Annotated in this window: 18 protein-coding genes; 6 read left to right on the top strand and 12 right to left on the bottom strand. The window is 74.0% G+C overall.

Annotation, left to right across the window (positions count from 1 at the left end; all coding sequences use genetic code 11):
• Positions 1-98 precede the first annotated feature (98 nt).
• The 6 genes from mmsB to ACI795_RS13870 form a co-directional block, all read right to left on the bottom strand.
• Positions 99-1,364, bottom strand: coding sequence for a multiple monosaccharide ABC transporter permease (gene mmsB / locus ACI795_RS13895; protein ID WP_457076120.1), 1,266 nt, complete (start codon positions 1,362-1,364; stop codon positions 99-101).
• Positions 1,361-2,899, bottom strand: coding sequence for a multiple monosaccharide ABC transporter ATP-binding protein (mmsA, locus tag ACI795_RS13890; RefSeq protein ID WP_457076119.1), 1,539 nt, complete (start codon positions 2,897-2,899; stop codon positions 1,361-1,363). Before mmsA ends, mmsB begins: the two co-directional genes overlap by 4 nt.
• Before the next feature lie 167 nt (positions 2,900-3,066).
• A complete protein-coding gene (gene chvE, locus ACI795_RS13885) occupies positions 3,067-4,206 on the bottom strand; it encodes a multiple monosaccharide ABC transporter substrate-binding protein (protein WP_457076117.1) in 1,140 nt (379 codons plus the stop codon).
• Between the two features lie 219 nt (positions 4,207-4,425).
• A complete protein-coding gene (locus ACI795_RS13880; protein ID WP_457076116.1) occupies positions 4,426-6,960 on the bottom strand; it encodes an ABC transporter permease in 2,535 nt (844 codons plus the stop codon).
• Positions 6,957-7,778 carry an ABC transporter ATP-binding protein gene (locus ACI795_RS13875; RefSeq protein WP_457076115.1) on the bottom strand — a complete coding sequence of 274 codons (822 nt, stop codon included), beginning with the start codon at positions 7,776-7,778 and terminating at the stop codon, positions 6,957-6,959. The genes ACI795_RS13880 and ACI795_RS13875 overlap by 4 nt, the downstream gene beginning before the upstream one ends.
• A 193-nt stretch (positions 7,779-7,971) precedes the next feature.
• Positions 7,972-9,360, bottom strand: a complete 1,389-nt coding sequence (locus ACI795_RS13870; protein WP_457076114.1) for a glycoside hydrolase family 5 protein — start codon at positions 9,358-9,360, stop codon at positions 7,972-7,974.
• A gap of 53 nt (positions 9,361-9,413) precedes the next feature.
• Here ACI795_RS13870 and ACI795_RS13865 point away from each other — a divergent pair, with 53 nt between their 5' ends.
• Positions 9,414-11,030: a long-chain fatty acid--CoA ligase gene (locus ACI795_RS13865; RefSeq protein ID WP_457076112.1), complete on the top strand. Its 1,617-nt coding sequence runs from the start codon at positions 9,414-9,416 to the stop codon at positions 11,028-11,030.
• A gap of 30 nt (positions 11,031-11,060) precedes the next feature.
• Here ACI795_RS13865 and ACI795_RS13860 read toward each other — a convergent pair whose 3' ends face one another.
• Complete coding sequence (locus ACI795_RS13860) at positions 11,061-11,390, bottom strand: rhodanese-like domain-containing protein (RefSeq protein WP_457076111.1); 330 nt, start codon at positions 11,388-11,390, stop codon at positions 11,061-11,063.
• Positions 11,391-11,487: 97 nt separating this feature from the next.
• On the opposite strand from ACI795_RS13860, the gene ACI795_RS13855 reads away from it, so the two are divergent.
• On the top strand, positions 11,488-11,997 hold the full coding sequence (locus ACI795_RS13855) for a PH domain-containing protein (protein ID WP_457076110.1): 510 nt from the start codon (positions 11,488-11,490) through the stop codon (positions 11,995-11,997).
• Positions 11,994-13,478 (top strand): PH domain-containing protein, encoded by a 1,485-nt coding sequence (locus ACI795_RS13850; protein WP_457076108.1) that lies wholly within the window; start codon positions 11,994-11,996, stop codon positions 13,476-13,478. Before ACI795_RS13855 ends, ACI795_RS13850 begins: the two co-directional genes overlap by 4 nt.
• 7 nt (positions 13,479-13,485) lie before the next feature.
• Here ACI795_RS13850 and ACI795_RS13845 read toward each other — a convergent pair whose 3' ends face one another.
• The 3 genes from ACI795_RS13845 to ACI795_RS13835 all read right to left on the bottom strand — a co-directional run bounded on the left by ACI795_RS13845 (position 13,486) and on the right by ACI795_RS13835 (position 16,670).
• The gene (locus ACI795_RS13845) at positions 13,486-14,790 is read right to left on the bottom strand and encodes a glutamate mutase L (RefSeq protein WP_457076107.1); all 1,305 of its coding nucleotides are present in this window, start codon (positions 14,788-14,790) and stop codon (positions 13,486-13,488) included.
• Complete coding sequence (locus ACI795_RS13840) at positions 14,787-15,893, bottom strand: NAD(P)H-binding protein (protein ID WP_457076106.1); 1,107 nt, start codon at positions 15,891-15,893, stop codon at positions 14,787-14,789. The genes ACI795_RS13845 and ACI795_RS13840 overlap by 4 nt, the downstream gene beginning before the upstream one ends.
• 129 nt (positions 15,894-16,022) lie before the next feature.
• A complete protein-coding gene (locus ACI795_RS13835) occupies positions 16,023-16,670 on the bottom strand; it encodes a response regulator (RefSeq protein ID WP_457076105.1) in 648 nt (215 codons plus the stop codon).
• A gap of 101 nt (positions 16,671-16,771) precedes the next feature.
• On the opposite strand from ACI795_RS13835, the gene ACI795_RS13830 reads away from it, so the two are divergent.
• The 3 genes from ACI795_RS13830 to ACI795_RS13820 all read left to right on the top strand — a co-directional run bounded on the left by ACI795_RS13830 (position 16,772) and on the right by ACI795_RS13820 (position 18,867).
• On the top strand, positions 16,772-17,485 hold the full coding sequence (locus ACI795_RS13830) for a sensor histidine kinase (protein WP_457076104.1): 714 nt from the start codon (positions 16,772-16,774) through the stop codon (positions 17,483-17,485).
• A 117-nt stretch (positions 17,486-17,602) separates the two neighbouring features.
• On the top strand, positions 17,603-18,466 hold the full coding sequence (locus ACI795_RS13825; protein WP_457076103.1) for a manganese catalase family protein: 864 nt from the start codon (positions 17,603-17,605) through the stop codon (positions 18,464-18,466).
• 47 nt (positions 18,467-18,513) lie between these two features.
• Positions 18,514-18,867, top strand: coding sequence for a hypothetical protein (locus ACI795_RS13820; protein ID WP_457076102.1), 354 nt, complete (start codon positions 18,514-18,516; stop codon positions 18,865-18,867).
• A 220-nt stretch (positions 18,868-19,087) separates the two neighbouring features.
• Here ACI795_RS13820 and ACI795_RS13815 read toward each other — a convergent pair whose 3' ends face one another.
• Positions 19,088-20,701, bottom strand: coding sequence for a solute symporter family protein (locus tag ACI795_RS13815; protein WP_457076101.1), 1,614 nt, complete (start codon positions 20,699-20,701; stop codon positions 19,088-19,090).
• Positions 20,694-21,071 carry a DUF485 domain-containing protein gene (locus ACI795_RS13810; RefSeq protein ID WP_457076100.1) on the bottom strand — a complete coding sequence of 126 codons (378 nt, stop codon included), beginning with the start codon at positions 21,069-21,071 and terminating at the stop codon, positions 20,694-20,696. Before ACI795_RS13810 ends, ACI795_RS13815 begins: the two co-directional genes overlap by 8 nt.
• Positions 21,072-21,084: the final 13 nt, after the last annotated feature.

Here is a 21,084-nt window from a genome sequence, read left to right as displayed (position 1 = left end):
TGCGTGAGCACCGTCTCCCCTCCCGTGGGGATGGCTCCGCTGCCATCCCCGGTCGCGGTCGGCCTCACCCCGGTGGCGCCGGGGCGAGGCCTCCGGCGTCAGCGCGCGGCGCCCGCCCGGCGCTTGTTGTACACGTCGAAGGCGACGGCGAGGAGCAGGACGAGCCCCTTGACCACCGACTGGATCGACTGGTCGATGCCCATGAGCTGCATGCCGTTGCTCATGACGGCCATGATCAGACCACCGACCATGGCGCCCACGACGGTGCCGACACCGCCGGTGACGGCGGCGCCACCGATGAACGCGGCGGCGATGGCGTCGAGCTCGAACATGTTGCCGGCGTTGGGCTGGGCACCGTTGGAGCGGGAGGAGAACACGACCCCGGCCACGCCGGCCAGGAAGCCCATGTTGACGAAGATCCAGAAGTTGACGGCCTTGACCTTCACCCCGGACAGCGTCGCGGCGGCCAGGTTGCCGCCGATCGCGTAGACCTGCCGGCCGAACACCGACCGCTTGGTGACCACGCCGTAGACCAGGATCAGCACGGCCAGGATGACCAGCACGTACGGCAGGCCGCGGGCGTTGGCCAGCTGCCAGGCGAAGGCCATGACCACGAGGCCGACGGCGACGATCTTGGCGATGAACAGCGGGGTCGACTCGACCGGCTGGTTGTAGGCCAGCCGGGCGCGGCGGGTACGGAACTGGCCGAACGCGTAGCCGGCGACGGCGACCGCGCCGATGAGCAGCGTGAAGGCGTCATAGCCGTTGCCACCGATCAGGCCGTTGGAGAAGCCATTGGCGATCCGGGCGTACTCCGACGGGAACGGCGAGAGCGAGATGTTGTCCAGCACCTGCAGGGTCAGGCCGCGGAACAGCAGCATGCCCGCCAGGGTCACGATGAAGGCGGGGATGCCCACGTACGCGACCCAGAACCCGTGCCAGGCCCCCACCAGCAGGCCGACGGCGATCGCCGCCAGCGCACCGGCCCACCAGGGCGCCCCCTCGCGGATCACCAGCACCGCGGAGACCGCACCGGTCAGGGCGACCACCGAGCCGACCGACAGGTCGATGTGCCCGGCGATGATCACGATGACCATGCCGATGGCCAGGATCAGGATGTAGGAGTACTGCAGGATGATGTTGGTGATGTTGCCGGGGCTCAGCGACGTGCCACCGGTGAGGATCGCGAACAGGGCGACGATCGCCACGAACGCGATGTAGATGCCGCTCTGCCGCAGGTTGCGGCTGAACAGCGCACGGAGGTCACCGGTCCCGGTGCCCGCAGCGACGGCGGGGGCCACGTCCTTGCGCGAGGTCGCCGTCTGCGCTTCCGGCTCCGACGACGGAGGCACGGTCCTGGTCATGCTGCGAGCTCCTTGTCCTTGGTCATGAGGACCATCAAGTTCTCCTGGGTGGCCTCGGCCACCGGCAACTCACCGGTGATCCGCCCGGCCGAGAGGGTGTAGATGCGGTCGCAGATGCCGAGCAGCTCGGGCAGCTCCGACGAGATGACGACGACGGCCTTGCCGGCGGCCACCAGGCGGTTGATGATCGTGTAGATCTCGTACTTGGCGCCGACGTCGATGCCGCGCGTGGGCTCGTCGAGGATCAGCACGTCGGGGTCGGTGAACAGCCACTTGGACAGCACGACCTTCTGCTGATTGCCGCCCGAGAGCTTGCCGACGACCGAGGAGACGGTCGGCGCCTTGATGTTCATGCTGCGCCGGCTCTCCTCGGCGACCTTGGTCTCCTCGTTGGCGTTGACCCAGCCGCCCCGGGCGAGCTTGCCCAGCGCCGCCGCGGAGACGTTGCGCCGGATGTCGTCGATGAGGTTCAGCCCGTAGCGCTTGCGGTCCTCGGTGGCGTAGGCGATCCCGTTGTCGATCGCCTCGGCCACGCTGCGGGCCTTGACCTCACGGCCGTGCATGAAGATGCGCCCGGTGATGTCCCGGCCGTAGGACCGGCCGAAGATGCTCATGGCGAGCTCGGTGCGGCCGGCACCCATGAGGCCGGCGATGCCGATGACCTCGCCCGCCCGGACCGAGAAGCTCGCGGAGTCGACGACCAGACGGTCCTGGGTCGGGTGCTTGACGGTCCAGTCCTCGACCCGGAGGACCTCCGCACCCGGGTGCGACTCGCGCTCCGGGTAGTAGGACTCCAGGTCGCGCCCGACCATGCCGCGGATGATCCGGTCGGTGTCCACCGACGGGTCGGCCATGTCCAGGGTCTCGACCGTCTGGCCGTCCCGGATGATCGTCGTGCTGTCGGCGATCGCGGCGATCTCGTTCAGCTTGTGCGAGATGATGATCGAGGTGATGCCGCGGTCGCGCAGCTGCCGGATCAGGCCCAGCAGGTGCTCGGAGTCGGTGTCGTTGAGCGCGGCGGTGGGCTCGTCGAGGATGAGCAGCTTGACGTCCTTGGAGAGCGCCTTGGCGATCTCCACCAGCTGCTGCTTGCCCACGCCGAGCTGGCCGACCGGGGTGGTCGGGTTCTCCGCCAGGCCCACCTGGCGCAGCAGGTCGGCGGCCTCGGCGTTCGCCTTGTTCCAGTCGATGAGCCGGGTGCGGCCGCGCCGCTCGTTGCCGAGGAAGATGTTCTCGGCGATGGAGAGGTAGGGCACCAGGGCGAGCTCCTGGTGGATGATCACGATGCCCGCGTGCTCGCTGTCCCGGATGCCGGAGAACCGGCTGACCTCGCCGTCGAAGACGATCTCGCCGTCGTAGCTGCCGGCCGGGTAGACGCCGGAGAGCACCTTCATCAGCGTCGACTTGCCGGCGCCGTTCTCGCCGCAGATGGCGTGCACCTCGCCGCGTCGCACGGCCAGGGTGACCTCCGAGAGCGCCTTGACGCCGGGGAAGGTCTTGGTGATGGAGCGCATCTCCAGGATGTGGTCGTCCATTGGGACTCCGTCGTCCTCGTCTTCCGCGCGATGAGAGCCGCGGTCGCGCGGCTCGGGGATGGCCTCACGGGCGCTGTGCCCGCGGGGAGTGTCCGGCCCAGGTGGCCGGGATGGTGCGGGTGGGCCCGGCAGCTCGCGCTGCCGGGCCCACCCCGGCCGAACGGGTGTCAGCCCGCCTGGCCGCTGGCGACCTCGTCGGCCGTCCAGTAGCCGGAGTCGATCAGCACGGACTGGATGTTGTCGGCGTACACCGTCTCGACCGGCAGCAGGTACGAGGGGACGACCTTCTCACCGTTGTCGTAGGTCTCGGTGTCGTTCGCCTCGGGCTTGTCGCCCTCCAGGAACGCCTCGGCCGCGGTGACGGCCTGCTCGGCCAGCAGCCGGGTGTCCTTGAAGATGGTCGAGCTCTGCACGCCGTCGGCGATGAGCTTGATCGAGGCGATCTCGGCGTCCTGACCGGTGATCACCGGCATCGGCTTGGCGTCGGTGCCGTAGCCGGCGTTCTGCAGCGCGGTGATGATGCCGCGGGAGATGCCGTCGTACGGCGAGAGGACGCCATTGACGACCGAGCCGTCGTTGTAGCTGGAGGTCAGCAGGTTCTCCATGCGCTGCTGGGCGGTCTCCTGCTGCCAGCGCAGGATGGCGGCCTGCTCGATGTCGGTCTGGCCGGACTTGACGACCAGGGTGCCGTCCTCGATGTAGGGCTGCAGGACGTCCATCGCGCCGTCCCAGAAGAAGTGCGCGTTGTTGTCGTCCAGCGAGCCGGCGAACAGCTCGACGTTGAACGGCCCGGTGGCGCCGGCCGGGTTGCCGTCGCGGTCGGTGACGCCGAGGCCGGCCAGCAGCGCGGTGCCCTGGGCCTGGCCGACCTTGAAGTTGTCGAAGCTGACGTAGAAGTCGACGTTCTCGGTGCCGCGGATCAGCCGGTCGTAGCTGATGACCGGGATGCCCTGGTCGGCCGCGTTCTGCAGCTGGCTGCTCAGCGCGGTGCCGTCGATGGCGGCGACGATCAGCAGGTCGGCACCCTGGGTGATCATCTGGTCGATCTGCTGGGCCTGGGTCGGGATGTCGTCACCCGCGTACTGCAGGTCCACCTGGTAGTCCTGGGCCTCGAGCTGGTCCCTGACCGAGTTGCCGTCGGCGATCCACCGCTCCGAGGTCTGGGTCGGCATCGAGACGCCGATCGTGAGGTCCTCCGGGTCGGCGTTCGCGGTGTCGTTGCCCCCGCCCGCACCACTGCCACCACACGCCACCACACCGAAGGCCAACGCCGCCCCCAGGGCGGTCAGCTTGAGCTCCTTGCGCACTTCATCTCCTCCTCGAGACGCTGCCACCACCCATGGGGCGGCAGGCCCGCGCCTGTGCGAGCCGGAACAGTGTGAGCGCTAACAACCGGGGTACGTCAAGTCTGGTGACCCGATCGTTGTCACGGTCGGGTCACGGTTCGTTCATCAGCCCGTTCCAGCAGGTCGGGCCGGACCTCCGCCCTGGCAGGGGCGAGGGCTCGGCCGGTCGACACGCCGTGGTCAGTCGGTGACGGTGCGCGGAGCGCGCAGCACCGCCCGGCTGGGCAGCCAGGTGCACAGCAGGGCGACGGCGGCGACGCCGACCACGATGCCCGTCCCCACCGGCCAGGGCAGGTACGGCCCGGCGCCGGTCGCCCCGCGGACCGAGGGCTGCAGCGTGCCCCAGGCGATCCCCCCGCCCAGCAGCAGGCCGGCGCCGGCCACCACCAGCGCCTCCAGCCGGGCGGTGCGCAGCACCTGCCGACGGGTGGCCCCGATCATCCGCAGCAGCCCCACCTCCCGCCGCCGGGAGAGCGCGATCATCACCAGCGTGTTGGCCGCCGCGATGGTGGCGAAGCCGGCCAGCCCGGCGGCGACGACGTCGTTGAGCCAGCTCCCCTGGTCGGTGGCCGCCTGCCGCTGCTCCGCCACCACCGCGGCGTCGACCGCCTCGGTGCCGGGTCCGGCGGCGGCGCGGAGGTCGGCCAGCGCGGAGTCGGTGACCGGTCCGTCGTGCCGCACCAGCAGCTGGCCCAGCAGCGGCGCGGCCGCGTGCTGGCGCACCGTCTCCACCGGGAGCAGCGCGGACGCCACGCCCAGGCCACGGGAGTAGACCGCGACCACCTCGGGCTCCAGGGGCGTGCCGTCGGCGGCGAAGACCGCGACCCGGTCGCCCACGCCGGCGTCCAGCGAGTCGGCCAGCAGCGTGTCCAGCGCGATGGTCCCGTCGGCTGCCAGCCCGGTGAGGTCCCCGTCGCGCAGCCCGACGTCCAGGGTGCGCGGCAGTCCGGCGAGGTCTCCGACGACGCCGGCGGCGGTGGCGGGCAGCAGCTCACCGGCGGAGGTGGTGATCACCTCGGTGGGCACCAGTCCGGTCGCGGCGTCGACGCCGGGCACGGCGGCGACGTCGTCGACCACGCCGAGCGGGAGCCCGGCCCCGGGTGTGGTGAGCACCGTGTCGGCGACCAGGGCAGCCCTCGCCTGCTCGTCGGCGGCGCGCTCGGTGCTCGCCTGCAGCAGCAGCATCGTCCCGGCGAAGGCGACCGCCAGCACGACCGGCGTGATCGCCGCACCGAGCCGCCGGGTGTTCGCCAGCCCGTTGCCCGCGGCCAGCCGGCCGGGCGCGCCGAACCGGTTCAGCACCGGCTGGGCCACCCGGGCCACGACCGCGGCCACCACTGGTCCGAGCAGCCCGACGGCGAGCAGCAGGGTGAGCACCACGGTCGCGGCCAGGCCCATGCCCAGGTCCCCGGGGGCGGTGGCCGAGACGACCATCAGCGGCACGCTGCCGGCCAGGGCGAGCAGGCCGAGGACCCAGCGCAGCGGGCCGATCCGGCCACCGGCGAGGGTGACCTCGCGCAGCGCCTCCGCCGGGCGCACGCGGGCCGGGCGGCGGGCCGCCAGCAGGCCGGCCAGCAACGCCGCGCCGGCGACGACCGCCACGGTGACCACCAGCGCCAGGGGCCCGGTGTCCACCGTCACGCCCTGCGCCAGGAGCCCACGGTCGGCCATCGCACCGACCAGCCAGCGGGTGAGCAGCACGCCGGGCACCAGGCCCAGCGGCGCGGCGAGCAGCGCCACCAGCCCGGCCTCCACCGCGACGGTCCGGCGCAGCTGCCGCGGGGTGGCGCCGATCGCGCGCAGCAGGGCCAGCTCCCGGCCCCGCTGCTCGACGGCGAGGGAGGTCGTGGACATGACCACGAAGACCGCCACCATCAGCAGCACCCCGCCCAGCGAGCCGCCGATGGCCAGCAGGAGCTCGCGCGAGGCGCTGACCTGGGTGTCCTCGACCTGGCCCCGTTCGTCGCCGGTGGCGACCACCAGGCCGGTCACCGGCTCGGGCGCGCCGGCGAGCGCGTCCTCGACCGCCGTCGCCAGCTCGGTCGGGTCCGTCCCGGCGGCGGGGAGGACGGCCAGTGCGTCGACCCGGCCGGGGTGGCCGGCCAGCGCGGGTGCCTGCGCGTCGGCGAACCAGACGGCGGGGTACCCGGCGTCGACCAGGCCGGCGACGGTGAACGTCGCCGTGCCGTCCGGGGTGGTCAGGGGCATCCGGTCCCCGGCCGCGACCCCGGCCGCCCGGGCGGTGGCCCGGTCCAGCACGACCGCACCCGGCGCCGGGGCCTCGCCGTCCGGGCCGCCCGGCTGCAGGACGGTGCTGCTCCAGCCGCGGCCGACCCAGTCGGGGCCGGTGGCGGCCAGCACGGCGTCGTCGGCCGGGAGCACCGGGACGGCGACGTCGACCACGACCTCCCCCACCTCGGGGAGCCCGCTCAGCCGGCCGGCCAGCGCGGCGTCGACGGGGGGCCGCTGCGCGAGCAGCTGGGTCGCGGTCCAGCCGTCACCCTGCCGCTGGGCCACCTCACCGCCGGCGGCGACCACCACCGGGGCGGCGGCGTAGCGGTCCGGTGGTGACCCGAGGGTCACCCCGGTCTGCAGCAGCAGCGCACCGGCGGCGACGGTGGCCGAGGCGAACAGCAGCGCGACGAAGGCGCCGACGAACGTCGCCGGCCTGGCCCGCACCGAGGCGCGGGCCAGGCCGTTCGGGCGCAGGCTCATCGCTGCGCACCGGCGGCGGCCGGCGTCCCCCGGGTCAGCTCGACCATCCGGTCGGCGACCTGCTGCGCGGAGGGTCGCTCCAGCTGCGAGACGAGCCGGCCGTCGGCGAGGAACAGCACCCGGTCGGCGGTGGAGGCGGCCAGCGGGTCGTGGGTGACCATGACGACGGTGGCCGAGAGCTCGTCGACGACGCTGCGCAGCAGCGCCAGCACGTCGGCCGCCGCGCCGCTGTCCAGCGCTCCGGTCGGCTCGTCACCGAAGACGACGTCGGGCGCGGTGACCAGCGCCCGGGCGATCGCCACCCGCTGCTGCTGTCCGCCGGAGAGCTCGGCCGGGCGGCGCCGGGCGTGGTCACCGAGGCCCACCCGGGCCAGCGCTTCGCGCGCCGCCGACTGCCGGGCCGGGCGCCCGGCCAGCCGCAGCGGGAGCAGCACGTTGTCCGCGGCGTCGAGGGAGGGCAGCAGGTTGAACGACTGGAACACGAAGCCGATCCGCTCGCGGCGGAGCCGGGTCAGCTCCTCCTCGCTGAGCGTCGTCAGCTCGGTGCCGCCCAGCCGCACCGACCCCGAGGTCGGCCGGTCCAGGCCCGCGGCGGTCTGCAGCAGCGTGCTCTTGCCCGACCCCGAGGGGCCCATGACCGCGGTGAACGAGCCACGGGCCATCCCCACGGTCACCCCGCGCAGCGCGTGCACGGTGGAGTCGCCCTTCCCGTAGGTCCGGGCGACGTCGGTCAGCGACACCACGTCGCCGAGGTCTGCCGGGGGCGGCGCCGCCGGCTGGTCGACACTGCTGGTCCGTCTCCGTCTGGTGATGCTCACCGGTCGCCTCTCGCTCACAGGTCTGCTGGGACGTCGACGACGGTGTCGCGTAGAGACTGGCGTGGGAGCGGTCTCATGACCAGACCCCTGCGCTCGCCGGTCCCCGGTCACCAGCGTCGTCGCGCGACAGGGCGAGGACGATCCCGCTGGCCGGCGTCCCCGGGTCGGGCTGACCCGACCCCCCGGAGACCGGTCAGGCGGAGGCGCGCAGCAGCTCGGCCAGTGGTTCCCGCACGACGCAGCGGTCGAAGGCGAACGCCCCGGCCAGCTCCGCTGCCTCCGCGGGCGTCACGCCCTCGAACGCCCGTCCGAAGTCCCCGACCATCGCCTCGGCGAGCACCACGTGCCGGATGATCCCGTGCAGCCACCGGTGCTGACCCCACGGATAGGGCTGGAAGTCGGGGAACTCGCGGGCGAACAGCGCCTCGATCGGCTCGAGCACCTCGCGTACACCGGCGTCCGTGGAGCCCCACGAGTCGACGCCCAGCCGGGCCTTCTTCTCCAGCACCGGCGCGATCCGCTGCAGGTAGGACGAGGTGGGCGGGACGGTGACCAGGCCCTGCAGCCCGATGTCCTTGTAGGTCCACAGCGCCCAGCTCGCCCCGTGCTCGCGGTAGAGCTCCAGCTGGTCGCGGAGCAGCTGGTACCGCTGGGCGTCGCGCTCGGGGTCGCCGGTGTAGACCGGGCCGAACTCCCCGACCCAGATCGGCGTCCCGGTCTCGCGCATGTACGCCGTCCGCTCCAGGAAGGTCTGCTCGACCACCGCCCGGTCGACGAACCTCCCCCGGCTCACCCCCGGGTAGGGGCCACCGTCGACGAAGCCCGGCAGCGCGTAGTCGTGCGCGGTGTAGACCGTGTTGGGCAGCGGGTCGCCCAGCTGGTCGAACTGGGTGGAGTAGCGGTTGCCGTCCAGGAACAGCACGTGGTCGGGGTCGACGGCGCGGATCGCGGCCTCCAGGCGCCGGTAGAACGGGCCGATCGCCTCGCCGACGGCGTCGCCGGGCTCGTTGACCGGGTTGTAGCCGGCCACCCACGGGTTGCCGCGGTAGTGCTCGGCGAGCGCCTCCCAGAGCCCGACGACGCGGTCCTGGAAGTGCCGGTGGGTCCAGAAGTGCGCCCAGTGCGTGGGGTTGTCGCTGTGCCAGTGCTGGTTCTGCGCGCCGGGGACGGCGTGCAGGTCGAGGATCGCGAAGATGCCGGCGCGGGCGCAGGCGTCCACCGCCTGGTCCAGCCGGCGGAAGCCCTCCGCCTTCAGCTCACCGGGACGCAGATCGTCCTCGAAGTGCCGGTAGTTGAACGGGATCCGCACGCAGTTCAGGCCGAGGGAGGCGAGGTACTGGGCGTCGGCGTCGGTGAAGAAGTCGTCCAGGAACCGGTCGAAGAACCGCCGGTACCCCTCCTCGCCCAGCGCCGCCCGCAGCGCGCGGCGCTGCTGGGACTCCGTCCCCGGGTAGCCGGTGATGAAGTTCTCCATGTTCAGCCAGCCGCCCAGCCCCAGGCCACGGAGCACCACCGTGCTGCCGTCGGGCCCGACGAGCCGGTCGCCGTCGACGCGGATGACCTGCTGCGGGGATTCCGTCACGGGCCGATCCTGCACCAGTGGATCGTGAGCGGCGTCACTGGCACCATGCCGCCATGCGTGGGCTGATGCAGGACGTCCCCCTCACGATCGACACGATCTTCCGGCACGCCGAGCAGCACCACGGCGACGTCCCGATCGTCACCAACGGCCCGCGGGGCAGGGTCCGCACGACGTACGCCGAGTGGGCGCAGCGCACCCGGCGGCTGGGTGGGGTGCTCGATGCCCTGGGGGTCAGCGCCGACGGCCGGGTGGGCACGTTCGCCTGGAACTCCGCCCGCCACCTGGAGCTCTACTTCGCCGCCCCGTGCACCGGTCGGGTGCTGCACACGCTCAACGTGCGGCTCTTCCCCGAGCAGCTGACCTACATCGCCAACCACGCCGAGGACGAGGTCGTCTTCGTCGACCGCACCGTGCTGCCGCTGCTGTGGCCGCTGGTCGACACCATGACGACCGTCCGCCACGTGGTGGTGATGGACGACGGTGGGGACGCCGAGGTGCCCGACGACCCGCGGGTGCACGACTACGAGGAGCTGCTCTCGGCCGCCCAGCCGGTCGAGTTCGCCGTCCGGGACGAGCTGTCGGCCGCCGCGATGTGCTACACGAGCGGCACCACCGGCAACCCCAAGGGCGTCGTCTACTCCCACCGCTCGACGGTGCTGCACACGATGGCGGTGATCGCGCCGAACGGCTTCGGCATCGGCGTCGACGACGTCGCGATGCCCGTCGTGCCGATGTTCCACGCCAACGCCTGGGGCATCGCGCAGGCGGCGCCCGCGGCCGGGGCGGCGATGGTGTTCCCCGGGCCGATGATGCAGCCGGAGGCGCTGGCCGACCTGATCGTCGACGAGGGCGTCACCTTCACCGCCGGGGTGCCCACGATCTGGCAGGGGATGCTGCCGCACCTGGCCGGGCGTCCGCACCGGCTGCGGAAGATCGGCTGCGGCGGCTCCGCCGTCCCCGCCGCGCTGTCGCAGGCCTACGAGGAGCAGGTCGGGCTGCCGATCTACCAGGCCTGGGGCATGACCGAGACCCATCCGGTGGCCTCCGGCGGCGTCCTGGCCCGGCGGTACGCCGGCGCGGACCCGGCGACCGTCACCGCCCAGCGTGCGCGGCAGGGCATCCCGCTGTTCGGCGTGGAGGCCCGCATCGTCGAGGCCGGCACCACCGACGAGCTGCCCTGGGACGACGTCGCCACCGGTGAGCTGCAGGTGCGCGGGCCGTGGTGCGCGCAGGAGTACCACCGACCCGACGCCGGCAGCGAGCTCAGCACTCCCGACGGGTGGATGAAGACCGGGGACGTCGCGGCGATGGACGCCTTCGGCAGCATCCGGATCGCCGACCGCACCAAGGACCTGATCAAGTCCGGCGGCGAGTGGATCTCCTCCGTCGAGCTGGAGAACGCGATCATGAGCCACCCCGCGGTCGCCGAGGCCGCGGTCGTCGCGGTCCCCAGCCCGAAGTGGGGCGAGCGACCGCTGGCCTGCGTCGTCCTCAAGCCCGGCGAGAGCGCGACCGGGCAGGAGATCCTCGACCACGTGCGGCCCCAGGTGGCCAGCTGGTGGCTGCCCGACACGGTCGAGTTCATCGACGAGGTGCCCAAGACCAGCGTCGGCAAGTTCTCCAAGAAGGACCTGCGCGCCCGCTTCGCCGAGTTCCCCGCGACCACCTGAGGGCAGAGATGGCCATCTCTGCCCTCAGGTTCACACCACGTAGGGCGGGCGGCCGGTCTCGCTGACCATCGGCCGGCCGGCGGCGTCCCACTCACCCATGCCGCCGCCGACGTTCACCGCGTCGTAGCCGTTCTGGTTGAGCCACGCCGCCACCCGGGCTGAGCGCCCGCCGCTGCGGCAGGTGACGTACACCGGGTCACCCTCGGGGACCTCGTCCAGCCGCGCCGGCACGTCGCCCATCCGGATGTGGGTGGCCCCCTCGATGTGGCCGGCGGCCCACTCGTCGTCCTCGCGGACGTCCAGCACGACGGCGTCCTCGGGGACCTCGGCAGCCGCCACGGTCGGGACCTGCTGAGGCATCATCCCTCCATCGTGGCACGGCGTGCCATCGTTGCGCCGCCCGTTCCCAGGCGCCGGAACGCGGGCCGGGCACGGGACCCTGCGAGGATGGACGGCGATGTCCGCTCCCCCGCCTGCCCGGGACCCCGCCTGGCCGCTGTCCCGTTCGGCCATCGGCCTGTGGACCGTGCAGGGGGTGCTGGGCGTCCTCTTCTGGGCCGCGGCCGTCGCCGCCTTCTGGCTGTTCGTGCCGCCGGACGCCGGGGCGTGGGTGCAGGTGGTGCGCTGGCTCGCGGTCGCCCTGCTCGTCGTCGACGCCGTCCTGGCGATCGGGGTCCAGCCGCGGCTGCGCTGGCGGGTGCACCGGTGGGAGGTCACCGACGAGGCGGTCTACACCCTCACCGGCTGGCTCAACCGCACCTGGACCCTGGTGCCGATCTCGCGCATCCAGACCGTCGACGTCAACCGCGGCCTGCTGCAGACGATGTTCGGGCTGGCGACGGTCGCGGTCCTCACCGCGTCGTCGCAGGGGACGGTGCGGATCTGGCACCTCGAGGTCGAGGTGGCCCGGCAGGTCGCCGAGGACCTCGCCCGCCGGGCCGAGCAGGTGCGGGACGTCGCGACGTGACCGCACCGCCCCCGCCGGAGGCGCCGGTCGGCCGGCGCACGTCCCCTCGGGTGCTCCTGGTCCACACCGTCACGTTCAAGCAGGCCCGCTCGCTGGTGCCGGTGGCGTTGGCGGTCGCGGCGGGGCGGGGGCTGGAGGGCGGCCCCTGGGCGGCCGTGCTGCTCGTGGTCGGGGTGACGGTGCTGTCGCTGGCCTGGGCCGCGCTCACCTGGTGGCGGTTCAGCTACGCCGCGGGTGAGACCTCGGTCGTCGTCACCCGCGGGCTGGTGTCCCGCTCCACCCGCACGGTGCCGATCGACCGGATCCGCGGCGTGGAGGTCGAGACCCCGCTGCTGCACCGGCTGTTCGGCCTGGTCCGGGTGCGGATCGACGCCGCCGCCGGCGCCGCGGGGAACGACGAGGAGCTCGTCGTGGACGGCGTCCCCCGCGCCGAGGGCGACCGGCTGCGGGAACACCTGCTCTCCCATCGGCACGCCACCCCCGCAGTGGCGACCGGACGGCACTCCGCGCCGGAGCCGGCCGAGGAGGAGCTGCTGCAGCTGCGCTCCCGGTGGCTGCTGTACGCCCCGCTGGTCGGCACCTACCTGGTGGTGCCGCTGGCCGCGGTCGGCGCGCTGTTCCGACTGGTCGACGAGCTGCCCGACGGCTTCCTGCCCGAGCTCACCCCCGGCGTCGAGCAGCTCGACGCCGTCGACGGCTGGCTCATCGCCGCAGTGGCGGCCGGTGGGCTGGTGCTGCTCGCCGCCGGCTCGGTGCTCGGCGCCGCGGTGGTCAACTGGCGGTTCCGGCTGGTCCGCCGCGGCGGGTCGCTGGTGGCCGAGCGGGGCCTGCTCACCCGGCGGCACACCGACCTGGAGGTCGACCGGATCCGCGGGTGCGCGGTCAGCGACGGCCTCGGGATGCGCCTGGTCGGGGCCGCGCGGGCGACCGCACTGGTCACCGGCCTGGGCGACGCCGCCCGGCGCGGCCAGCTGCTGCCGCTCGGCCCGCGCGGTCAGGCCTGGCTGCTGACCGACCAGCTCGCCCCCAGCCCCGGCCCGCTGCGCCGGCACCCGCCGGCCGCGCTGCGCCGCCGGGTGCTCCGCGCGCTCGCGCCCGGCGCCGTCGTCCTGGTGGCCGGGGTGGTGCTCACCCTGCGGTCAGGCTGGTGGCCGCTGCTGGCCGCCGGCCTCGTGCTGACCGTGCTGGCGGTCCCGGTCGGGTACGCCCGGTACACCTCGCTCGGGCACGTGGCCGGCGGCCCGACGCTGGCGGTGCGGTCGGGCTGGCTGGTCCGCGAGCACGTCGTCCTGCAGCGGCGGGCCGTCGTCGGCTGGCAGGTCCGGCAGACCTTCTTCCAGCGGCGGGCCGGGCTGGCCACCGTGCAGGCGTGCGTGGGGGCGGGCAGCGGCGGTTACGCGGCCGTCGACATGGCCGCCGACGAGGCCGCGGGCTTCGCCGTCGTCGCCTCCGGCCCCTGGGCCGGCACCCTCGCCCGCTGACCGGCCCTCAGCCGGGCAGCAGCGCGCCCAGCAGGCCGGCCGCCGCGGCGGGCTCGTCGCCGGCGAGCAGCCCCGCAGCGGCCAGCACGTACCGGGTGTCGACGACGACGTCCGCGGCCCCGCCCAGCACGCTGCCGGCGCCCCCGCGGTCGGCGGCGACCCGGGCCACGACCGCCGCGACGTCGCCGGGCGCCGCGTGCCGGAACACCCCACCGGAGAGGACGACGAGCCCCACCCCGCGCGCGCTGGCCCCACCGGGGCCGTAGGCGGCCTCGCTCCGCAGGTGCCGGCGCAGCGCCACGACGGCCGCGGCCTCGCCCAGCGCCAGCGACTCCTCCCCCGGGTCGGCGAGCCCCTCCGCGCGGGCGGCGGCCCGCAGCGCGCCGGCGCTGGCGTGCACCCCGAGGTCGCCCTCCACGGTGCGCCGCCGGGCCGGCACGCCGACCGCGGCGCGCTGCAGCCCGGCCTGCTCGGCGTCGGCGGCGGGCACGCAGTGGACGTCGGTGGTCGCCCCGCCGACGTCGACCACGAGCACCCCCGGCCGGTCGGCGTCCGCCCGGAGCTCGGCGAGGGCCGCCACGCCCTCGAGAACGGCGTCCGGGGTCACCGCGCGCACCCACCGGCGCAGCCGCTCGTCGGCAGAGAGCCGGTCACCGCCGATGACGTGGGCCAGGAAGACCTCGCGGATCGCGGCGCGGGCCGAGTCCGGGGCCAGCAGGCCGATGTCGGGCAGCACGTTGCCGGCCACGGTCACCGGGGTGCCGGCGGCGGTGAGCACCGCGGACACCTCGTCCCGCACCGCGGCGTTGCCGGCCAGCACGACCGGGACGGCAGGAAGGACCCCCCTGCCCCCCGGCACTCGCCCGCTCGCACCGGACCCCTGCAGGGGGGCCGAGCCAGCGAGGGCCGCCGCGTTGTGCCGCAGCACGGCGGCGTCCCCGCCGTCGGTGCCGCCGACCAGCAGGAGCACGTCGGGCTCGGCAGCGGCGAGCGCGGCCAGCGCGCCGTCGTCGAGCCGGCCGGCGGCCACGTGCACCACCCGGGCGCCGGCGGAGAGCGCGGCCCGGTGCCCCGCCTCGGCGCTGATCAGCTCCTCGTAGCCGACCACCGCCAGCCGCAGTCCACCACCGGCGCTGGAGCAGGCCCGCACCTCGGCGTCCCACCCTTCCGTGGCGACGAGCACCCCGGCGACGACGTCGTCCGGGGTGGTCGGCGCCTGCCGGGTGTCCAGCAGCCGCCCGCCCGGCAGCTCGACCAGCGCCGCCTTGGTCCAGGTGGAGCCGATGTCGACGCAGGCCAGCCGGGTGGTCACCGCCGGACGAGGCCGGCCGTGGCGGCACCGGCGGTGAGCTCCTCCAGCCCGAACGCCTGCACCGGCCCGAGGGCGCCGGCCCCGGTCACGCCACCGGCGGCGCCGCGGACCGCGCCCCAGGCGAGCAGGTCGGCGGTCATCGCGTAGGGGTCGGGGCCGGTCAGCTCGACCCGGGCCACCCGGGTGCCCCGGGCGTCGCGCACCTCGGCGACGACGGCGGTGCGCACGTCCCCGGCCTCCGACGGCGCCTCCGCGAACCGCCCGGCGACCAGGTCGGTGAGCCGGGCCAGGCCGGTCTGCGCGCCGGGCACCCGCCGCACCCAGGGCGCGAGCGGCGCGAGCCGGTGCGCGACCGGGGTCGCCGGCCCGAACCAGTCCAGGCTGACGCCGACCTCCTGCAGCGTCGCGGCGAGCCCGGGCAGCGCCAGGTGCTCCGAGCCGCCGACGGACAAGCCCTCGCGGCGGCGCCCGGCCGCGTCGAAGACCCAGGTGTGCGCGCCGGCCGGCTCGTCGACCAGCCGGCCGCCGGTGAAGGCGTGCCCCTCCTCCAGCACCACCCCGGCCAGCGAGCTGAACGTCCCCCGGGAGAACGCCTGCCCCCGGACCCCGTCCAGGGCGTAGCCGACGTCGACCCGGTGCGCCCGCGGTCCGGCATCAGCCAGGGCGAGCGCGGCGGCGAGGTTGCCGGGGACGTAGTCGTGACCGAACGCGGTGAGCAGTGCGGCGCCGGTCGCCTCGGCCCGGGGGCCGTGCTGCTCGAACACCCGGCGGAGGAAGGGCGGCTCGCCGGTGGAGTCCAGGTAGACCGCGCCGGCCTCGACCGCGGCGGTCACGGCCGCCTCCCCCAGCCGGAGGAACGGGCCGACCGTGCTGACCAGGACGTCGCCCGGGCCGATGAGGGCGCGCACCGACGCCGGGTCGGTGACGTCGGCGGTCGCGGTCTCCAGCGGCCCGCCGTCGGCCCCGAGCCGGCCGGCCAGGTCCGTCAGCCGCTGCGGGTCACGACCAGCGAGCACCGGGCGGGCACCGCGGGCGACCAGCGCCTCCGCCGTCCGCCCGCCGGTGTGGCCGGTGGCGCCGAGCAGCACGATCCGGGGAGCCATGGGGGAACGGTAGGCGACCAGCTGATGACGGTCAGCTCGTGCACAACGGAACTGTCCGGTCCGCGCGTGCGGTCCGGTGCGCCGGGTAGATCGCGGGCGATGGAGACCAGCGCCGTGCCCACCGGGGTGTCAGGCCGCGCCGTCCTGCCCGAGCCCGATGCGGCCGGCCAGCGCAGCGGCCTCCACCCGGGTGGAGACCTTCAGCTGGCGCAGCAGGTTGGCCACCAGCCGCTTCACCGTGCGCTCGGAGACGTGCAACGTCGTGGCGATGTCCACCGTGCTCGTCCCGGCGGCGATCAGCCGCCACAGCCGCCGGTCGTCGGCGGACAGCTGCGCGGCGATGCCCTGCTCGGCCGAGGGGGTGGCGTCGTCGAGCAGCTGGCGCAGCAGCGACTCGGGGATGACCGACCAGCCGTCGAGGACCGCCAGCAGCGGCCGCACCAGCGCCTCGGGGCTGGCCGTCTTGGGCAGGAAGCCGCTCGCGCCGGCGCGCAGCGCCTCCAGCGCGGCGTCGGCCTCGGCCAGCCCGGACAGCGCCACGATGCGCACCATCGGGTCGGCCCGGCGGATCGCCGCGATCGCCCGGGTGCCGCCGGGGGGTGGCATGTGCAGGTCGACGACGGCGACGTCCGCGTGGTGCCGGCGCACCAGCGCGGCGCCGGCGGAGGCGTCGTCCGTCGTACCCACCACACGGACCCGGCCACCGCTCTCCGGGGGGAGCAGCAGCTCCAGGCCCCGGCTGAACAACGGGTGGTCGTCGATGACGACCACGTCCACGGGGGGACGGCGCTCAGCTCCGGCTTCGGATCCCTCCACGTCACTCCCACTCGGTCTGCTGCGCCCGACGCGGCTGACCGGACGCAACCCCGGAGGTGCCCGTGACCCTCGCTGCCGACACACGACCCTCGTCACTGCCCGCCCTGGTCACCGACCTGGTCCGGACGGTGCGCAGCCACCTGCCCACCGGTCAGGAGGGGGTGAGCACCGGCGACGCGCTGGTGCGCGCCCTCTGCCACGACATGCGCAGCCCGCTGGCCGCGCTGGAGTCGGTGCTCGACCGGCTGGACGGCGACGCCGTCGGCCGACCGGAGCTGCTCCAGCTCGCGCGCGACCAGGCCCGCCACCTGTCCTCCATGCTGCGCACGGCGAACGCCACCGGCGGGGCACCCGAGCGGCGGGGGGTGCGCCGGCTCGCCGAGGTGGTCCGGGCCTCCGTGGGCGCCTCGGGCCTGCCGGAGCACCAGCTGCGGCTGGAGCTGTCGCCGGACGCCGGCGACGTCGCGGTGGCCGACGCGCGGGTGCAGCGGATCCTCACCAACCTGTTGGAGAACGCCCACCGGCACGGCCGGGGCGAGGAGGTCCGGCTCGTCGTCCGCCGCCGCGGCAGCTGGGTCGAGCTCGCGCTGACCCAGCACGGCGTCCCCGCCGAGCGGGTGCTCGGGCACCTCAGCCAGCCCACCCCGCCGGTCGACCTGACCGGGCTGGGGCTGTGGTCGGTGCAGCGGCAGACCCGCGAGCTGGGCGGGCGGCTGGCCTGGTGCCGGGCCGAGGACGGCGCCTTCACCCTGGTGGTGCGCCTCCCCGACCGCTGAGCAGGTCGGCCCCTACGGGCCACCGGACGGCACGGGGGTGTCACCGGGCGCGGGCATCTGGAGTGTGTCGCCCCGAGCGGGGCGGCACGGCGAACGGCTCGACCAGAGGAGACGCCCGTGTTCACGCACACCCACGCCCTGCAGTACGAGGCCAAGCCCGACGGCCCGGACCCGGACTTCGCCCGCAAGCTCCAGGAGCTGCTCGGCGGTCAGTGGGGCGAGATGACCGTCGCGATGCAGTACCTGCTGCAGGGCTGGAACTGCCGGCTGCCCGGCAAGTACAAGGACATGCTCCTGGCCATCGGCACCGAGGAGCTCGCGCACGTCGAGATGATCGTGACGATGATCGACCGGCTGCTGGACCACGTCCCGCTGAAGCCGGACGCCTCCGACCGCAGCAAGGAGGCCGCCGCGGGCTACGGGCAGCACAACCCGCAGCACGCCATCGTCAACGGCGCCGGCGCCTACTTCCGGGACAGCATGGGCCTGCCCTGGAGCGGCGGGTACGTGACCGCCAGCGGCAACCTGATGGCGGACTTCCACTACAACGCCACCGCCGAGATGCAGGGCCGCCTGCAGGCCGCGCGCCTGTTCAACATGACCGACGACCACGGCGTCAAGGACATGCTCCGGTTCAACCTCGCCCGTGACCACTACCACCAGCAGCAGTGGCTGGCCGCGATCGAGGAGCTCAAGGCCGACGGCCTCGAGGGCATCCCGGTGCCCGAGGCCTTCCCGGTGGAGGAGGAGCTCCCCGAGTTCGCCTACACCTTCATCGACGCCTCGGACGGCCCCGAGGCCGCCAGCGGCCGCTGGGCCAGCGGCCCGGCTCTGGACGGCACGGACAACCAGTTCTCCGCCGCCCCGATCTCGGCCAACGCCGACGCGCCGATCCTCCCGCCGGGCGACCCGCGGCTGTACCCGACGCCGCAGACGAAGATGAACACCCTGATCCAGAAGGCGAAGGACGCCCTGAAGTAAGCGTCCCCTCGCGCCGCCGCCGTGCCGGCGCCCCGGCCCACCTGCGGGTGGACGGGACGCCGGCGCGGCGGGCGCCCGACCTGCTGGAGGTCCTCGTGCACCTGTCCGTGCCCACCCCGCACCTGCCGGCCGTCCACCTGCCCGCGCTCCGGGTCCCCGCCCGGCTGACCGCGGCCTCGGTGCTGCTGACGGTCGTCTACCTGGCCGCGCTGGCCGTGGCGGCCACCGCCCCGGCCGAGCAGGCCCTGGCCGGCGCTCTCGTGCTCGCCGGGCTGGTCAGCCGCTGGGCCGTCCGCCGGCGCCGCTCCGCCACCGCGGCGGTCCCCGTCGCGACGGACGCCGTCGACACGCTGCTGCCGGCGCCCGCACTCGCCGAGGAACCGGCCCGCGCCACCGCCTGAACCAGCACCGCCTGAACCAGCACCGTCCGGTCGGCGTCCGCACCGCCGGCCGGAACGACGCGAGGCCCGCCCCCTCCCGGGGACGGGCCTCGCGCCAGGTGCTGGAACGGCCCCGCTGCAGGGCCCCGCCGCGAGCCTGCGAGTGGTGGGTCAGGCCTCGCTGCAGGGTCCCATGGCGAGCTTGCGAGTCATGGGGGGCAGCGAGGCCCTTCCGCCTTCCTCAGTGCGCGACCGCCTTCTCGGCGCCGATGCCGGTCAGCGACCGGACCTCGAGCTCCGCGTACTTGTCCACGTCCGGCCGGTCCTTGGAGACCTTGGTGCCGATGTAGCCGAGGAGGAAGGACAGCGGGATGGAGACCAGGCCGGGGTTCCGCAGCGGGAACCAGGCGAAGTCGACACCCGGGAACATCGCCGTCTCCGAGCCGGAGACGACCGGGGAGAAGACGATCAGCGTCAGGCAGATCGCCAGACCGCCGTAGATCGACCACAGCGCGCCCTGGGTGGTGAAGTTCTTCCAGAACAGCGTGTAGAGGATCGTCGGCAGGTTCGCCGAGGCCGCCACCGCGAAGGCCAGCGCCACCAGGAAGGCGATGTTGAGCCCGGCGCGCAGCGCCAGGATGCCCAGCCCGATCGCGACCGCGCCGATCACGATCGCGGTGATCCGGGCGACCCGGACCTCCGCGTTCGGCGAGACCTGCCCCTTCTTGAGCACCGACGCGTACACGTCGTGGGCGAAGGACGCCGATGCGGTGATCGTCAGGCCCGCGACGACCGCGAGGATGGTCGCGAAGGCGACACCGGCGATGATGCCCAGCAGCACCGTCCCGCCCAGCTCGAAGGCGAGCAGCGGCGCCGCTGCGTTCACCCCGCCCGGGGCCGCGAGGATGTCCTCGGCGCCCACCATGGCCCCGGCGCCGTAGCCGATCACCAGGCTGAACAGGTAGAAGATGCCGATCAGCCAGATCGCCCAGACCACCGAGCGACGGGCGTCCTTGGCCGTCGGCACGGTGTAGAAGCGCATCAGCACGTGCGGCAGGCCGGCGGTGCCCAGCACCAGGGCCAGGGCGAGGCTGATGAAGTCCAGCTTCGTGGCGCCGCTGAGGCCGTACTGCGCACCCGGGTCGAGGACCTGGGCCCCCACCTGGTCGGCGGCGCCGCCCAGCAGCCCGGACAGGTTGAAGCCGTACTCGGCGAGCACCCACAGCGTCATCACCAGCGCGCCGGCGATGAGCAGCGTCGCCTTGATCATCTGCACGTACGTCGTGCCGCGCATGCCGCCGACGAGCACGTAGAAGATCATCAGCGCGCCGACGATGATGACCACCGCGGCCTCCGCCACCGGGCCGCTCACGCCGAGCAGCAGGGCCACCAGGCCACCGGCGCCGGCCATCTGGGCCAGCAGGTAGAACAGCGAGACGGCCAGCGTCGAGATCGCGGCCGCGGTGCGCACCGGCCCCTGCCGCATCCGGAAGGCCAGCACGTCGGCCATGGTGAAGCGAGCGGTGTTGCGCATCAGCTCGGCGACCAGCAGCAGCGCGACCAGCCACGCCACCAGGAAGCCGATCGAGTACAGGAAGCCGTCGTAGCCGTAGATCGCGATGGCACCCGCGATGCCCAGGAACGATGCTGCGGACAGGTAGTCACCTGCGATCGCCAGGCCGTTCTGCGTGCCGGTGATGTTGCGCCCGGCGGCGTAGTAGTCGGCGGCGCTCTTGTTGTTCCGGCTCGCCCGGAAGGTGATCGCCAGCGTGATCACCACGAACGCGCCGAAGATCGAGATGTTGATCGCCGGGTTGCCGATGGTCGCGCTCTCGGCGGCCAGCACGTCAGCCACGGGTGGTCTCCTCGCTACGGGTGCCGGGGGCGTACTCGTGGGCCTCGAGGCGCTCACGCATCTCGTCGGCGATGGGGTCGGTCTTCTTGCTCGCGTGCACCACGTACAGCTGGGTGATGACGAAGGTCGAGACGAACTGCCCCAGGCCCAGCAGGATGCCGAGGTTGACGTTGCCGAACACCTGGGTGGACATGAGGTCCGGGGCGTACGTCGAGAGCAGCACGAACAGCAGGTACCAGACCAGGAAGGCCACCGTCATCGGTACGGCGAAGCTGCGGAAACGGCGCCGCAGCTCGGTGAACTCCGGTGAGTCCTGCGCTTGCCGGTACTCCTCCGGGGTCAGCAGCCTGCGGTCATTCGGTGTGGTCACGGCACACCTCTCT

Source organism: Modestobacter sp. SYSU DS0290, assembly GCF_054050955.1.
Note: the sequence above shows the minus strand (reverse complement) of the source record. Positions and strands in the feature narration are given on the sequence as shown.